This window comes from Streptomyces sp. NPDC050617 (assembly GCF_040654795.1).
Lineage (GTDB): Bacteria > Actinomycetota > Actinomycetes > Streptomycetales > Streptomycetaceae > Streptomyces.
The window spans coordinates 171,667-187,555 of record NZ_JBFAIS010000001.1 but is presented as its reverse complement, the minus strand read 5'-3'; the positions used below and the strand labels follow the sequence as shown (position 1 = coordinate 187,555).

Genomic DNA, 15,889 nt, shown 5'->3' with positions numbered 1-15,889 from the left:
CGCAACACTGACATTCAATACCCTTACTGCGTAATGTAGTTGATATCGCATGCACTTCAGTTCAAAAGGGGGTCCGGATGGACGCGCTGGTGTTGGCGGCTGGTACGGCCGTGGTGGGGGCGATGGCCACGGACGCGTGGCAGGCGGCTCGGAGCGGGGTCGTCGCGTGGTGGCGGCGGGTGCGGCCGGAGGAGGCCGAGGAGGTGGACGCGGCGCTGGCCCAGGTCCGGCCGCGGGTGCTGGCCGCGCGGCAGGCGGGCGACACCGCGGACGAGGAAGCGCTGGTCTCGGACTGGCGGGTCCGGCTGGAGCGGCTCGTGCGGGCGGACCAGCGGCTCGCCCAGGAGCTGCGGACCCTGCTGGACGACGAGCTCACCCCGGCGCTGCCCGCCCCTGAGCAGTCCCGCGTCGAGTCGCTCGTGATGAAGGCGTCCGCGTCCGGGCACGGACGCGTCTACCAGGCGGGCCGGGACCAGCACATCACCGAGCGGTGAGTCCCCCTTCCGATTCCGGGGAACGCCGGGACGAGGAAGACGCGCCCGAGGGCCCGTACCTCCACGCCAGCGCCTCGCAACAGGCGCGGATCTACCAGGCCGTCGGAGACCAGTACATCACCGTCACGGAGCGGGACCTGCACCTGCACTTCGTGGACGGAGTACGCGGCGCCCGGCGGGCCGTACCCGCCGTCGGCGCGCACATCTGCCCGTATCCGGGCCTGGAGGCGTTCGGGGCCGAGCAGGCCGACTGGTTCTTCGGGCGCGGCCAACTGGTCGCCGGCCTGCTGGACCGGCTCGACCGGCAGACGCACGAGGGCGGGCCGCAGATCCTGGTCGCGCCGTCGGGCACCGGCAAGTCCTCCCTGCTCCGGGCGGGCCTCCTGCCCGCCATCGCCGACGGCCGGCTGCCCGGTTCGGCGCGCTGGCCGTGCGCCGTCTTCAGCCCCACGGCCGCCCCGCTCACGGCCCTGGCCGCGCAGCTCGCGCACCTCACCGGAACCTCCGCGCAGTACATGGCGCAGGCCATGGCGTTCGGAGCGGAGTACACCGCGGCGGTCCTGCGCGCCGCCCTCCTCCGGCAGCAGAGCGAGAGCCCACAAGCCCAGGCCCCGGCCCCGGCCCCGCGCTGTGTCATCGTGGTCGACCAGCTCGAAGAGCTCTTCACCCTGCGCGCGGAGGCGCCGACGCTCCGCCGGTTCCTGGACGTACTCGCCGCCATCGCCGATGCCGCGCCGGACGAAGGGCCCGCCGGGCTCGTCGTGTTCGGCCTGCGATCGGACTTCTACACGCAGTGCGCCGCCCACCCGCAGCTGCAATCCGCCCTCCAGGACCGGCAGTTGTTCATCGGCCCCATGACCGAGTCCGGCGTGCGCGAGGCGATCCTGTACCCGGCCCGCGCCGTGGGCCTGGAGGTCGAACCGGGCCTGGTCGAGGTGCTGCTACGCGACCTCAGCGCCCTGACCGGGCCGACCGCGGCCGACGCCTCCGGGGCGGGCGCGGGCGACGGCCGGTACGCGGCCGAGCGGCTGCCGCTGCTGGCCCACGCGTTGCGCGCGACCTGGCAGCAGCGGCACGGCAGCGTCCTCACCGTCGACGGCTACCAGAGCACCGGCGGCATCGCCCACGCGCTCGCCAACACCGCCGATCAGCTCTACGACCGCCTCGACGCGCCCGGTCAGCAAGTGGCCCGCCGCCTGCTCCTGAACCTCGTCAAGATCGGCGAGGGGACGGAGGACGTCCGCCGTCCGATGCCGTACGAGACCCTGCTCGCCCACAGCCGCGCGCCCGACCGGGCGGCGGAGGTGGTCTCGGTCTTCACCCAGGCCCGTCTGCTGACGCGCGGCGCTGACCAGGTGACCCTCACCCACGAGGCCCTGCTGCGCGCCTGGCCCCGGCTGCGCCAGTGGATCGACGCCGACCGGCCCGGCAACCTCGTACGCCAGGAACTCGAGGACGCCGCGGCGGACTGGCGGCACAAGGACCGCGACGCCAGGCTGCTCTACCGGGGCAGCAGACTGGAGGCCGCCGGCCAATGGGCCGACGCCGCGCCCGCCGACGGCCCGAGCACCACCGCGACCCACTTCCTCACCGCCTCCCTCCGCCAGCAGCGCCGCGCCGCGCGGGTGCGGCGCACCGTGATCGCCGTCCTGTCCGTCCTGGTCCTGCTCGCCACGGGCGCGGCGGCGTACGCGTTCGTGGAGCGCTCGGCGGCGCAGGACCAGCGTTCCGTCGCGGAAGGACAACGCAACACCGCCGTCTTCAACCAGCTCACGGCGGAGGCCGACAGCCTCCGTGGCACCAACGCGTCGCTCGCCGCGCAGCTCGACCTCACCGCCTACCGGATGAAGCGCACCGAGGATCTCCGCACGCATCTGCTCACGGACGCGAACATCCCCCTGTCCACCGCCCTGACCGGCTACGACAAGTCCGTCCTGACGGTCGCGTTCAGCCCGGACGGCCACACTCTGGCCACCGGAGGGGACGGCGGGACGCTGCGGCTGTGGAACGTCGCCGACCCGGCCCACCCGAAGAAGATCGGCAAGCCCCTGTCCGGCGCCATCGGCAACATCAATTCGGTCGCGTTCAGCCCGGACGGACGGACGCTCGCCACCACCGGGGCCAAGGGGGCGCAACTGTGGAACGTATCCGACCTCGACAGCCCCGTCCCGGTCGGGGAGCGCCACAACGACTACGCGGTCGCGTTCGGCCCTGACCAGAAGAAACGCATCCTGGCCAGCGCGGGATTCGACGGGAAGCTGCGGCTGTGGAACGCGGCCGACCCGGCCCGGCTCACAGAGCTCGGCGAACCTCTGACCAGTGGCAGCGGCGCCATCTCCAGGGTCGTCTTCAGCCCGGACGGACGCACCCTGGCCACCACCACCCGCGACGGGGCGACCCGCCTGTGGAACGTGACCGACCCGAACAGACCCACCGAGCTCGGCAAGGCCATCACCGGCGCCAATCGGATCGCGTTCAGCCCGGACAAACGCACGCTCGCCAGCACCGGCCGCGACGCGAAAGTCCAGCTGTGGAACGTTTCCGACCCGGGCAATCCCCGGAAGCACGGCGAGCCCCTCGACGGCCACATCGGCGTCATCTTCGCGCTCGCGTTCAGCCCTGACGGGAACACGCTGGCCAGCGTCAGCGGCGACCAGACAGCGCGGCTGTGGAACGTGACCGACCCGGCCCTGCCCGCCCAGCTCGGCGACCCCCTCACCGGCCACACCGGCACCATCTACGACGTCGCTTTCAGCCGTGACGGCCGCACGATGGCCACCGTCGGCGCCGACCGGACGGTGCGGGTGTGGAATCGGCCGGCCACCCTGCTGACCACCCACACCCGCGCCGCCAACGCGGTCGCGTTCAACCGGGACGGGCACACCCTGGCCACCGCCGGAGACGACGGGAAGGTACGGCTGTGGGACGTGACCGACTCAGCCGGCGCCACCCTGCTCAAGGTCGCCCTCGACCACCACACCGAGGCTGTCCGCGCGATCGCCTTCAGTCGGAACGGACGCATGCTGGCCACCGCCGGTGGAGACGGGAATATCTGGTTGTGGGACGTGAGTGACCCCAAGGATCCCACTCTGAAAGGCAAATGCCCCGCCGACGACGCCGACGCCGGCGCCGACATCGTCTCGGTGGCGTTCGACCGTGACGGGCGCACATTGGCCGGAGCCGGGGACAACGAGAAGGTGCGACTGTGGAACGTGACCGATCCGGGCCGGCCCGTCGCGCTCGGCACACCCCTCACCGGGCGTTCGGTCGCCTTCAGCCCGGACGGACGCACCCTGGCCACCGCCGGTGGCGAGAGAAACGTGCGGCTGTGGGACGTGCGCGACCCGGCCGACCGCGGCAGTCTCGGCGAACCCCGCTCCAGCCAGACCGACTCCATCTTCTCGCTCGCGTTCAGCCCTGACGGGAGGACGCTGGCCAGTGCCAGCCTCGACAGCACGATCCAGCTGTGGAAGGCGACCGGGCCGGACCGCCCCGCCCCGCTCGGCGCCCCCCGTACCGGCCACACCCACGCCGTCGTCTCGGTCGCGTTCAGCCCCGACGGGCGGATGCTCGCCAGCGGCAGCAGCGATCGCACCGTGCGGCTGTGGAAAGTGACCGGCGCGGACGGCCTCACGCCGCTCGGCGAGCGTCTCACCGGCCACACCGAGGGCATCAACTCGGTCGCGTTCAGCCCGGACGGACGGACGCTCGCCAGCGCGGCGGGCGACCACACGGTGCGGCTCTGGCCCCTGGGCATCGACGAGGCCGAACAGCGCATCTGCGCTTACGCGGGCTCCCCCACCCGACAGCAGTGGAAGCAGTATCTGCCGCAGCTCCCTTACAAACCGCCCTGCCGCAGCTGAACTCCCGCCCACGTCACCGCCTTCAGGACAGCAAGGTGATCACATTGCCGGTGATGGCGCGCACCCGCGCGTCGAGCGGCAGGAGGCGGGGCCAGTCGGTGGTGGCCGCCGTGAAGACCGTGCCGCCCCGGGTGTAGAGGCCGAAGGTCGCGGCGCGTTCCGGGGCGGGGTCTTCGCGGGCGGCGGTGTGCCAGCCGGCGGCCGGTTCCTGGGGGAGGTCGGCTACGCCGAGGACGGTGAAGTCGGCGGGTGTGCCGTCCTTGCCGGTCGCGACGGCCCGTCCGAGGCTGTCGCGCGTAAACGCGGCACCGTCGCATTCGTAGCCCACCAGGCGGTGTTCCGCGCCGAGGACGTCCCCGTCGTGCAGGTCGGTGTCCGCGAATATCTTGTGGTCGGTGCCCTGGACCGTGAAGCCCAGCGGCGCCCGAGGGCCTTCCCAGTGACCGCCCGCGTTGCGGTAGCTGACACCGGTCAGGGTGTTCTCTGGCTCCGTCTCCCACCAGTGGTCGGGCGCGCCGCGCATCTGGTCGACGTCGGCCCCGCGCGGGACGCCCGGCGGGTACTTGGCGCACCGTACGGCCGTACCCCCGTCCGTCACCTCAACCCGCCACCAGCACGTATTCGCCCCGAACAGCGCGACGTTGCCGCCCCGGTCGCGGAAGGCGGTGACGTTGTCGCGGATGGGGGCGCTCCAGTACTCATCGTGGCCGACGGAGATCAGGAGCTGGTAGCGGTCGGAGATGCCGGGCGATTCGTGCAGGTCGAGGTCGGTGCAGTAGTCGGCGGTGAGCCCTGTCCCTTCGAGCCAGGCGATGAAGGGGGCGTCCCAGTGCGCGAAGGTCTGGCGCGGCGTACGCGGGTCGTGGGGGTCCGGCCGCCCCTTGACCGGCCCGCCGATCCCGCCGCCGGGGCGCCGCAGGGAGACGGTCACGGTGCCGGTGTGCGGGGCGGGGTCGTCGGGGTCGACCGGCCCGTACAGGCTGCCGCCGCCGCTGATGTTGTACGCGTGGTAGGTGAAGACCGGCACCTTGTACAGGATGTTGGTGGTCCGGGCGGGCTCGCGGGCCGTCACGACGAACAGCAGGCGGGAGTGGCGGGCGTCGAGTTCTTCGGCGTCGGCCGGGACTTCGGGGGCTTCGGCGTACGAACCGTCGCCGTACGGGCTCAGAACCGCTACGTACACCCCCGACGGCCACTCCTCCGGCACGTCGAAGTCATGGCCGGGCCATCCCCAGTCCTCGTCCTGCCCGCGAGGAGGCGCGTAGCGGCCCGTCCCGTGCATGGCGCCCATATGGCGAACGGCGGCGCCGCAACGGAAGAAGTCGGCCCGGAACCGCTCGGCGCGCGTCGATACGTGCAGCCGCAGGGTCTCCCCGGCTCGTACGCTCGGCGAGCCGGGGTATCCGTCGACGGTGAAGGCGGCGGGTCTGGTTGCAGGTCCGCTGGCGGCTCCGGGAGTGGCGGCCGGTCCGGCGGTGGCGGCATCGGGTGGTGCGTCAGACACGCGCTTCTCCTGTGGGGCGAGCGGACAACGGCCGCGACGGTAAGAGGAGTTCGGGCTTCCCTTTCCGAAGTATGCGGATTCATGATCGTCGGGGGAACCCTGCGTATCCGATCTTCTGCTCCGACGCGATCCGCCCGCCGCCGGCCGGCCGGGCGGGCGGGCGGAAGAGTACGGTCCGAAGGCTCGCGGCCGAGCGGCCCAGCGACCGAGCGGCCCAGCGGCCCGATGCCCGGCTCAATTCCCCAGCAATCCGTCCACCGCCGCCCGCAGATCCGCCAATTCGCGGTAATGCACGCCGGTCATTCCGAGCGCGATCGCGGCTTCTACATTCTCCAGCCGGTCATCGACGAAAAGGCACCGTTCCACGGCGACGCCCGCGCGCGCGGCGGCGAACTCGTAGATCTCACGATCCGGCTTGACCAGCCCCACGCGGGCACTGCTGACGACGTGGTGCGCGAGGCCGTCCAGCCCCATGGTCACCAGGTCGCCCTCCAGCCGCTTCGTCGCGTTCGTGACCAGGACCAGCGGTACGTGCGTCCGTACGCGGCGCAGCAGATCCACCACCGCCTCGTCCGCCGAGAAGGGCGAGTTGAGCAGTATCGTGCCCAATTCACGAGCGAGTTCCGGCGATACCTGTCCCGAAAGGCCGAGCGCGATGGAATCGATCCACTCTTCCTCGCCGATTTCACCGAGCAGCACCGGCAGATCCGTCGCGGGCTCGAAGGCCACTTTCGCGGTCGTGCCCTCCGCCAGCCCGGCGGCGCGTTCCCTTTCCGCCAGCCGGCTCGTGTCGTAGTAGCGGATCACGTTGTCGAGGTCGCACAGCACCGCATCGAAAGGGCGGCCCGGTATCAGGGGAGTCGTCACCGCACTTGAATAACACGGCTGGGGGCGGTGTGGTGATGTCGATGCCCCGGCTAACGCTCGGCCCCCTGAACCGCGCGGCGCAGCAGCCCAAGGAACTGCTCCCGTTCGGCGTCGGAGAACGGCGCGAGCAGCTCCTCGTTGACCGCGAGGACGGCGGGGGCCAGCCGAACGACCAGTTCGCGCCCCTCCTCCGTGATGCTCACGAGCTTGCGCCGCCGATCGCGCTCGTCCTTGGCGAGCTCCACCAGGCCGCGCCGGCGCAGCCGTTCGAGCAGCGGGGCGGCGGTCGACTTGTCGAGGTGGGCCAGCGCGCCGAGCGTGCCCTGATCCGTGACGCCCCGCTCGCCCAGCAGGCTCAACACCGTGAACTGCGGACCGGTGAGATCCGAGTCCACCTGCTCGTACCAGAGGCGGGTGTGCACCTGGTTCAGCCGGCGGGCCAGGGGGCCGACTCCGCCGATCGCGTCGAGCGGAGAGCGGGAGCCCGATTCCCCGTGCGCCATCGTTCCCACCTCGGTCGCGGTTGATTAGGACGTACACGTACTATAGCTTGAAGAAATAGGACGCAGACGGAATAACTCTGCGTGATGAAAATCCGACTCCGGCGACAGGTGATGACCGGCGACGGATGAGATGAAGTCGGATGAGATGAAGGGAGGTCGGCATGAGGCGTCTGGTCGTCGCGATGACCGGAGCCACCGGCGCGCCCATAGGAGTGCGCCTGCTGGAGGCCCTGCGGGAACTGGACGTCGAGACGCACCTCGTCGTCAGCCGCTGGGCACGCGCCACGCTCGCCCAGGAGACCGGCCGCTCACTGCGCGACGTACGGGCGCTGGCGTCGGCGTACCACAGTCCGGACGACCAGGGGGCGTCGATCTCCAGCGGATCGTTCCAGGTGGATGGCATGATCATCGTCCCGTGCAGCATGAAGACACTGGCCGCCGTCAACACGGGGTACGGCGAGGGCCTCATCGCGCGCGCCGCCGACGTGACGCTCAAGGAGCGGCGCCGACTGGTTCTGGTGGCGCGGGAGACGCCGCTGTCGGCCGTACACCTGAAGAACATGTACGAGCTGGCCCGGATGGGCGCCGTGGTGATGCCGCCGGTCCCCGCGTTCTACAACCAGCCGTCGACCATCGAGGGCTTGGTCGACCACATCGTCGCGCGCGTTCTCGATCAGTTCGGCCTGGAGATGCCGAATGCCAAGCGCTGGCAGGGCATGGGCCGGACGAGCACGAGCCGACCGACGACGAGCGCACAGCGCTAAATGAAAGGAAGACCCCAAAATGAGGAATCAGCCAAAACAAACACATAAGACACACAACCCACACCAGGCAGACCGGTCAGACCAGATAGGCCAGATAGACCGGGCGCAGAGGGGCAACGCCCTGAACTTCCGGGATTTCGTCACGGACTTGCTGGCGACCGGGGACGCAGTGGACATCCGGCAGCCGATCAGCCCGACGTTGGAGGCCGGGGCCATCACCCGGCGCGCGTACGACACGAGGAGCCCCGCACCGCTGTTCAGCACCCTGACCGAGGGTGCTCCGGGCTGCCGGATCCTGGGCGCTCCCGCCGGGCTGAGCGCGTCGCGGACGGCCCCGTACGCAAGGCTGGCGACCCACTTCGGCCTCCAGCGCGACACCACGCCACGCGAACTGCTGGAGAAACTGATCTCCGCGATGAAGGCGGAACCCGTCGCTCCGCGCGTGGTGGAGACGGGCCCGTGCAAGGAGAACATCCTCACCGGCGACGACGTAGACCTGGAACGCTTCCCGATACCGCTCCTCCACGAACAGGACGGCGGCCGGTACTTCGGTACGTACGGCTTCCACGTCGTACGCACGCCGGACGAACGCTGGACGAGCTGGTCGGTGAGCCGCGCCATGCTGCACGGACGGAACACCCTGGTCGGCCCGGCCATGCCGCAGCAGCACCTGGGCATGATCCACCAGATGTGGCGCGAGCGGGGCGAACGCACCCCCTGGGCCATGGTCCTCGGCGCCCCGCCGGCCGCCCTGGCCGCGGCCGGCATGCCGCTCCCGGCCGAGGTGAACGAGGACGGCTACGTAGGCGCGCTGACCGGCAGCCCCGTAGAGGTGGTCCGCACGGAATCAGGCGGCCTCTACGTCCCGGCCAACGCGGAAATCGTGGTCGAGGGCTTCATCAGCCCTGATGAGACGGCCCCCGAGGGCCCGATGGGCGAGTACCACGGCTACGCGTTCGCCGGCAGCAGGCCGCAGCCGGTCTTCCATGTGGAGACGGTGACGTTCCGCGACGCCCCCATCCTCCCGATCTGCGTGGCGGGCGTCCCCCCGGAGGAGAACCACACCATCTGGGGCACCATGATCTCGGCCGCGAGCCTGGACCTGCTCCGCTCCAGCGGCCTCCCCGTCACCCTGGCCTGGTGCTCCTACGAGGCCGCCACCTGCTGGATCGTCGTCTCCATCGACATCCGCCGGCTGGCCGAACTGCGCATGACGGAACGCGAGCTGTCCGACGCGGTGGCGGAGGTGCTCTTCAACTCCCACACAGGCTGGCTGGTACCAAAGGTCATCCTCGTCGCCGACGACATAGACATCACCGACATCAACCAGGTCACCTGGGCCCTGGCCACCCGCCACCACCCCGCAACCGGCCACTACCTCTACCCCCAGGCCCCCGGCATCCCCATGGTCCCCTACCTCACCCCAGAAGAAGCCCGCACCGGCCACGGCGGCAAATCCATCACCAGCTGCCTACTACCAGAACAATTCCAGGGCACCACCAGAGGCACCACCGCCTCCTTCCACAACTCCTTCCCCACCGAAATCCGCACCCGAGTAATAGAGAACTGGACGGCTTACGGCTTCCCGGCGGCGTGATTCCCCTCCCGCACGTCACCGACTCTTCCGGGCTCAGCCCCAACCCCCACGGACCGGAACGGGCTATGCGGTACGCCCAGTGCCGCGCATCAACGGAGGACTGAGCAGAATCGCGTCCCCTCGGCGATAGAGGCTGGCCGGACGTCCGGTGGGGGGCAGCCGCTGTTCCCCCGTGGGCTGCACGAAACCCACGGTCTTGAGCACATTGCGGCGGAAGTTGCTGGGATCCAGATACTGCCCCCAGATCACTTCGACCGAGGGATATCTCCGGGAGGCACCGGTCCGCCGTCTCCCCAGCGTTCAACGCGTTCACGCTTCGGTGCCGATGGCTCCCTTGTCCCTCCTCGGTCCGGCGGTGCTTGCTGGAAAGAGACGTCCACGAAGCCGCGTCCTTCTCGCCGGGCATATGGCTCTGCCACGGCATGGGGCGCGCGAACCGTCAGTCTTTCCGCATTCACCACAGAGAGATCGACTGCGATGAGCAAACCGAAACGACCGGTCGCCACCGGGGACCCATGGCCTCCACTGCCCTATCCGGCCGGCTGGTTCTGTCTGGGGCTGGCGTCCGAGCTGAAGCCGGGAACGGTTCTCACCCGGACTTTCATGGGGTCAGATGTCGTTCTGTACCGGACCGAACGCGGCGTCGTACGGGCGGTGGAGCCTCATTGTCCGCACCTGGGAGCCCACTTGGGGAGCGGCGGGAGGATTGTCGGGGAGAATATCCAGTGCCCGTTCCACGCCTTCGAGTACGACCCCGACGGCACCTGCGTGCGCGTGCCCGACAGTGAGCCACTGAAGAAACTGAGTCTCACGCAGTGGACCATCCGGGAAGTCAACGGGCTGCTGATGGTCTGGTACGCGCCCGACGGCGCGGCCCCGTACTGGGAGATCCCGCAGGTGGATCCGCAGGGGTTTCACCGGGTCCAACTGCACTCCAAGCACGTGTCCAGCCACCCTCAGGAACTGTATGAGAACACGGTGGACTACCGCCATTTCAGCGTGGTGCACGCCGTGCCGCTGGAAGAGATCGCACCGCCGGAAACGGACGGCCCGTTCCTCCGGGTGCATACGAAGGTGCCCATCGCGCGGATTCCCGGCGTGGGGAACATCTGGGTGGGCCAGACCGTGCTGATCGCCGGTCTGGGGTACTTGGTGGCGGAAATCGACTTCCCGCGCCTGGGCGTCACCGTGCGTTCGTGGGCGCTGTTCACGGCGACGGACGTCTGGGAGACGGATATTCGGCTGCTGGCCTGTTGCGCTGTGGCCGGGCCCCTGAAACGCGTTCCCCGGCCGGTGCAGGCGCTCATTGCGCGCCTGCTGGCGAAGGCGGTCGTGTTCAAGATCGGCAAGGTTCTGGACGAGGACAACGTGATCTGGAAGAGCAAGAGGTACATGCACCAGCCCCATCTCGCGCAAGGGGACAAGGCGGTAGGGATCTACCGGCATCACGTGCGCCAGTTCTATCCGTCCGAGACCACCGGTCAGGAGGTCTCGCTGTGAGTGTCGTCGAGGACACCAATTCGATCATCCGCACCCCGTTGCCGCACCGCACCAATCCGCGTATCGCCGACGGTCGCCGGATGGCGGTCGCCTGGTGCCATTCCTGCGGAATCACCGAGGAGACGGCGGTGACCTGGCGGCGGTACCGGGAGGCCGATCCCGAGCGGATCATCGGCTACTGCTATCCGGACGCGCACGGAGCCGACCACAATCTGGCCATCGACATGATGTGCCAATTCGTGGCCACCGACGACTCCTTCGAGTCCACGTTCTGGCAGAACCCGGGCGCGGGAGCCGGATACCTGGAGGCGATATCCGAGGTCCTGTACGAGAAGGCCCCGGTGGACCCGGACCAATTCCACGCGCCGCTGGTGAAGAGGTTCATCCCGACGTGGGAAAGGTCCTGCGAGGGAATGAGCCGTGCCTGGCGCGAGCACGCCGCACGCAGCTGGCTGGACTACTTCTGGGGCTATCTCTCGGAGGCGACGACCAAGGACCCTTCGATCGACGAGTACCTGGAGCTCCGGCGCACCGTGGTCGGCACCTCCCCGTGCTTCGACATGCTGGAGCGGGCCCACCGCTACGAACTCCCGGAACGCTTCCGCACCCATGTCCTGTACCGCAGGCTCCGCGACGCCGCCGCCGACCTGGTGACGCTCTGCAACGACGTGGCGAGCGTCAAGAAGGACCAGGCGCGCGGCGATGCCTCCAACTCCGTCCTGCTCTTCGCGGCGGAGGGCCTGGACATCGGCGTGGCCAGGCAGCGGGTCGTGGAGATGGTCGAGCAGCGCACCGCCGACTATCAGCGGGCGCAGTCGGACGTCGACCGCACCTGCGACCTCCTCTACATCGGCGACGCGGGCCGTGCGGCCTGCCACCGCTGGGGACGGGAAGTTCTGGAGTGGGTGGGCGGCAATCTGGAGTGGCAGGGGCAGATCGGCCGCTACTACGGCAAAGCCCACGCGGTACTGCCCGACGCGGCGCATCTGGGCCACCTGACCGGCTGCCGGGCGGCGTGAGGAGCGCGGCATGTGGCGCATGAAACCGAAGGAACACTGGCGGCAGTTCGCCGTCAGGGGCGAGAGCGAGCCCGCGCCCGGCTATGTGGGGCACAGCCCGCTGCCCTACCCGGAGAGCTGGTACATGCTGATGCCGTCGGCAGAACTGGGCGCCGGCAAAGTCGCCACCCGGAGGCTGATGGGCCAGGACGTCGTCGTCTACCGGACGGCCTCCGGACAGGCACGGGCCGTACGCGCGCACTGCCCCCATCTGGGAGCGCACCTGGGGCACGGCGCCGTGCGGGGCGAGAACATCGTCTGCCCCTTCCACCAGTTCGCCTACGACGCCGACGGCAAGATAGCCGAAGTGGGGCGCGGCTATACGGACAAGCCCAAACAGAGCACGCTCCCCGTCCTGCACTGCCAAGAGGCCAACGGCGGCATCTTCGCCTGGGCGGGCACCGGCCCCCCGCCGTGGGCCATCCCCGAGTTCCTCACCCCTCGCCACACACCGGCCCGCTACGTCACCTACGACGTTCCGACGCACCCGCAGGAGATCCTGGAGAACGGAGCCGACACGCGGCACGTGCTCCTGTTGCACGGCTACGGCGCCGCGCCCCGGCCGGCGGTGCTCGAAGGCCACATCCTCAACCAGGACATCGACCTCATCCGGCCGATCCGCCCGCTGCCCCCGCTGAAACTGCGCGCCGAGATCCAGCACTACGGCCTGGGGTTCTCCACCATCCGCATCAACATCGCGGCAGTCGGCCTGGAACAGCGCATCCTGGTCTCACCGCGCCCCGTCGAACCGTGGCGCGTGCACATGGCCATCGGCGCCAGCATCCGGATCACGCCCCCCTACCGAAGTGGACGAGGTGAAGGGGACCTGGCCCAAGGGGTGATGAAGGCTGTCGGCCGGGCCATGCACCCCTTCGTGACCTGGCTGCTGATGCGGGAAGTGAACTCCGACTTCCAGATCTGGTCCTCCAAGAAGTACACGAACCCGCCCAGGGTCGCGGCCGGTGAGGGACCGATCGGACCGTTCCGTAAATGGGCGCAGCAGTTCTATCCCGAGCGACCGGTCCGTCTGTGGGGCAACGTGAACGACCCATTCTGACCGGAACCCGCCACGAGGAAAGTCCCGGCAGCCCCGCTCCCCGGCCGCGCTCCCGCCCCGGCTGTCGGCGACGGCGTACTCGGCTTCCGGAACGCACGTAACGCACGTCACGCACGTCACGCACGGAACGATCGGCCGGGGCAGGCCGCGGGCCTACCCGCGGGCCGCGTACCTCTTCAGCCGCTCCTCCTCGCTGGTGAGGCAGCAGCTTGCGCAGCGCACGGCTTCGGCGCTGGTGTAGTACAGGCAGCAGGTGCGGCGCAGGTACACGAGTCGGGTGGCGCCGTTGCCGGCGCGCCGCACGCGGGCGACGCGGCCGAGGGCGGCCAGGCCGCCCGGCGCGTTCTCGGCGAACAGGTTCCAGCGCCGTTCCAGGAGGTCCGGGTCCGCGTTCGACGCGCACAGGGCGGTGGCGCAGCCGTGGGCGATGCCGCCTCTGAGCTGGCGGAGGCCCGCACGGGTGCGTCGGTGCAGGGCGTCGGCGAAGGGCAGCAGGTGCCGATCGAGGACGACGTCGTGCAACTGGCGGACGGTGGCGCCCACTTGAGGGAGGGTGTGGGGTTGCCGTGCGCGTACGCCCGTGATGCCGTGGCCGTCCGCGGTGACGAGGACGTTGGGGGCGGACAGGTCGAGAACCTCGTCGTGCAGGGCCCAGTGCAGCAGGGCCGCCGCAGTGACGTGGCCGGCGTAGACGGCCATGACGGTGAGGGCGGCGGCGTGTGCGGAGCGGTGGCCGGCGGCCTTGTGTTCGTAGGCGAGGAGACGGCCCAGTTCGGGGCTCGTGGGGTTCAGGAGGCGGTCGGCGGCGAGCCAGTCCGCCGCCTGCGCGGCGGGCGGCGGGCCCGCTTCGATGTGCCAGCGCGATCTCCGGGGTGCTCCGCTGCTCAACTCGGCTCCTCCGGCGGGATGTAGACGATGTGCGGGACGCCGGTCGTCGGATGGGCGCCGATGTGGGCGCGTACGCCGTAGACCTTCTCCAGGAGGTCTTCGGTGAGGACATCGGCGGGCCGCCCGGAGGCGACGACGCTTCCCCCGTCCAGGACGTGGAGGCGGTCGCAGTAGGAGGCGGCGAGGTTGAGGTCGTGCAGGACGACCAGCTTGGTGGCGGGCAGGGCGCGCAGCAGGGTGAGGAGTTCCAACTGGTGGCGGATGTCGAGGTGGTTGGTGGGCTCGTCCAGGGCGAGGAGGCCGGGTTCCTGCACCAACGCCCGTGCCACCAGGGCGCGTTGGCGTTCGCCGCCGGAGAGCTGTTCGTAGGGGCGGTGGGCGAGGTCGGCGGAGCCGACGCGGGTGAGGGCGTCGGTGACGCGGCGGGCGTCGTCCTTGGTGTCCTGCTCCCAGAACCGTTTGTGCGGGCTGCGGCCCATGGCGACGACCTCGGCGACGGTGAGGCCGAAGGTGCCGGGGGCGTCCTGCGGGACGACGGCGATGCGGCGGGCGCGCTCCTTGACGGAGAGGGCGGTGGAGTCGGCGCCGTCGACGCGGACGGTGCCGGCGGCGGGGCGCAGGGTGCCGTAGACGCAGCGCAGGAGGGTGGTCTTGCCGCTGCCGTTGGGGCCGACCAGGCCGACCGTCTCGCCGGGCGCGGCGTCGAGGTCGACGTCGCGGACGAGCGTGGTGCCGTCGGGGGCTGCGTAGCCGAGGCCGGTGACCGTGAGGGCGGCCGGTGGCGGCTGGTTCATGCCGTGACTCCTTCCGGCCGGGCGTGGCGGCGCAGCAGCCACAGGAAGTAGGGGCCTCCGGTGAGCGCGGTGACGACGCCGACAGGGATCTCCTGTGGTGCGGCGACGGTGCGGGCCCCCAGGTCGGCCAGGAGCAGGAACACGGCGCCGCCGAGCGCGGCGACGAGCAGCAGTCTGCGGTGTCCCGCGCCGGTGATCATGCGGGCGGCGTGGGGCACCATCAGGCCGACGAAGCCGATCGCGCCGCTGAACGCGACGAGGACGCCGATGACGAGCGAGGTGAGGACGAAGACGGCGGCCCGGAAGCGGTTGGTGTCCAGGCCGAGAACCTGGGCCCCCTCCTCGCCCGCGAGCAGCAGGTCGAGCGGGCGGGCGAGCGCGACGAGCAGCACCGTGCCGAGCATCAACACGACGGCTGGTAGCGGGAGTTGGTTCCAACGGGCGGCGCCGAGACCGCCCAGCGTCCAGAACATGATGGCCCGCGCGTGCTCAGCCTGCGCCGAGAGGACAAGGACGAGACTGGTGAACGCGGCCAGGATGTACTGCACGGCGACCCCGGCGAGCACGAGTCGCCCGGCCGTCATGGTGCCGCCGCGCCGCGCGAGCGCGTACACGACGACGAGGGCGCCCATGGAGCCGATGAACGCGGCCACCGGCAGCGCGACGGTGCTCGCGGTGCCCGCTCCGACGCCGAGCACGATGACGAGGACCGCGCCGGAGGAGGCGCCCGATGAGGCGCCGAGCAGGTACGGGTCGGCGAGCGGGTTGCGGACCACGGCCTGCAGCACGGTCCCGGCGACGGCGAGCCCCGCGCCGACCACGATGGCGAGGATGACGCGCGGCATTCGCACGTCCCACACGATGGACGCGAACGCGCCGCCGCGCTCACCGGAGACCAGGATGCGCAGCACCTCCCCCGGCGGGATCCCCACGGCCCCGATGGCGAGTCCGGCGACAGCCGCCGCCCCCACCGCCAGGACCAGCGCGGCGACGAGCAACG

At 70.4% G+C, this 15,889-nt stretch carries 14 protein-coding genes; 7 read left to right on the top strand and 7 right to left on the bottom strand.

The window, feature by feature from the left end; translation table 11 throughout:
• Positions 1-77: 77 nt before the first annotated feature.
• Together AB0I49_RS00825 and AB0I49_RS00820 are read left to right on the top strand one after the other, a co-directional pair.
• Positions 78-494: a hypothetical protein gene (locus AB0I49_RS00825; protein ID WP_363224551.1), complete on the top strand. Its 417-nt coding sequence runs from the start codon at positions 78-80 to the stop codon at positions 492-494.
• A complete protein-coding gene (locus tag AB0I49_RS00820; protein WP_363224550.1) occupies positions 491-4,357 on the top strand; it encodes a WD40 repeat domain-containing protein in 3,867 nt (1,288 codons plus the stop codon). Before AB0I49_RS00825 ends, AB0I49_RS00820 begins: the two co-directional genes overlap by 4 nt.
• Before the next feature lie 22 nt (positions 4,358-4,379).
• Here AB0I49_RS00820 and AB0I49_RS00815 read toward each other — a convergent pair whose 3' ends face one another.
• From AB0I49_RS00815 to AB0I49_RS00805, 3 genes are all read right to left on the bottom strand, one after another.
• Entirely contained in the window at positions 4,380-5,861 is a 1,482-nt protein-coding gene (locus tag AB0I49_RS00815) for a N,N-dimethylformamidase beta subunit family domain-containing protein (protein ID WP_363224549.1), read from the bottom strand.
• Positions 5,862-6,095: 234 nt separating this feature from the next.
• Complete coding sequence (locus AB0I49_RS00810; RefSeq protein WP_363224548.1) at positions 6,096-6,728, bottom strand: HAD-IA family hydrolase; 633 nt, start codon at positions 6,726-6,728, stop codon at positions 6,096-6,098.
• A gap of 50 nt (positions 6,729-6,778) precedes the next feature.
• Positions 6,779-7,231, bottom strand: coding sequence for a MarR family winged helix-turn-helix transcriptional regulator (locus tag AB0I49_RS00805; protein WP_363224547.1), 453 nt, complete (start codon positions 7,229-7,231; stop codon positions 6,779-6,781).
• Between the two features lie 161 nt (positions 7,232-7,392).
• Here AB0I49_RS00805 and AB0I49_RS00800 point away from each other — a divergent pair, with 161 nt between their 5' ends.
• Both AB0I49_RS00800 and AB0I49_RS00795 read left to right on the top strand, forming a co-directional pair.
• Positions 7,393-7,995, top strand: coding sequence for a UbiX family flavin prenyltransferase (locus AB0I49_RS00800; protein ID WP_363224546.1), 603 nt, complete (start codon positions 7,393-7,395; stop codon positions 7,993-7,995).
• An 85-nt stretch (positions 7,996-8,080) separates the two neighbouring features.
• Positions 8,081-9,592, top strand: coding sequence for a UbiD family decarboxylase (locus AB0I49_RS00795; protein ID WP_363224950.1), 1,512 nt, complete (start codon positions 8,081-8,083; stop codon positions 9,590-9,592).
• 63 nt (positions 9,593-9,655) lie between these two features.
• Here the strand turns inward: AB0I49_RS00795 and AB0I49_RS00790 are convergent, their stop codons facing one another.
• Positions 9,656-9,841, bottom strand: coding sequence for a hypothetical protein (locus AB0I49_RS00790; RefSeq protein WP_363224545.1), 186 nt, complete (start codon positions 9,839-9,841; stop codon positions 9,656-9,658).
• A gap of 228 nt (positions 9,842-10,069) precedes the next feature.
• Between AB0I49_RS00790 and AB0I49_RS00785 the strand changes: the two genes are divergently transcribed.
• From AB0I49_RS00785 to AB0I49_RS00775, 3 genes are read left to right on the top strand one after another with little or no spacing between them, the layout of a single operon-like run.
• Positions 10,070-11,092, top strand: coding sequence for a Rieske 2Fe-2S domain-containing protein (locus tag AB0I49_RS00785; protein WP_363224544.1), 1,023 nt, complete (start codon positions 10,070-10,072; stop codon positions 11,090-11,092).
• A complete protein-coding gene (locus tag AB0I49_RS00780) occupies positions 11,089-12,111 on the top strand; it encodes a terpene synthase family protein (protein ID WP_363224543.1) in 1,023 nt (340 codons plus the stop codon). Before AB0I49_RS00785 ends, AB0I49_RS00780 begins: the two co-directional genes overlap by 4 nt.
• A 10-nt stretch (positions 12,112-12,121) precedes the next feature.
• Entirely contained in the window at positions 12,122-13,207 is a 1,086-nt protein-coding gene (locus AB0I49_RS00775) for a Rieske 2Fe-2S domain-containing protein (RefSeq protein WP_363224542.1), read from the top strand.
• A 153-nt stretch (positions 13,208-13,360) separates the two neighbouring features.
• On the opposite strand, the gene AB0I49_RS00770 is transcribed toward AB0I49_RS00775, so the two are convergent.
• From AB0I49_RS00770 to AB0I49_RS00760, 3 genes are read right to left on the bottom strand one after another with little or no spacing between them, the layout of a single operon-like run.
• Positions 13,361-14,095 carry a (2Fe-2S)-binding protein gene (locus tag AB0I49_RS00770; RefSeq protein ID WP_363224541.1) on the bottom strand — a complete coding sequence of 245 codons (735 nt, stop codon included), beginning with the start codon at positions 14,093-14,095 and terminating at the stop codon, positions 13,361-13,363.
• Complete coding sequence (locus tag AB0I49_RS00765; RefSeq protein ID WP_363224540.1) at positions 14,092-14,889, bottom strand: ABC transporter ATP-binding protein; 798 nt, start codon at positions 14,887-14,889, stop codon at positions 14,092-14,094. Before AB0I49_RS00765 ends, AB0I49_RS00770 begins: the two co-directional genes overlap by 4 nt.
• Positions 14,886-15,887 carry an iron ABC transporter permease gene (locus AB0I49_RS00760; RefSeq protein WP_363224538.1) on the bottom strand — a complete coding sequence of 334 codons (1,002 nt, stop codon included), beginning with the start codon at positions 15,885-15,887 and terminating at the stop codon, positions 14,886-14,888. The genes AB0I49_RS00765 and AB0I49_RS00760 overlap by 4 nt, the downstream gene beginning before the upstream one ends.
• Between the last annotated feature and the right edge of the window lie 2 nt (positions 15,888-15,889).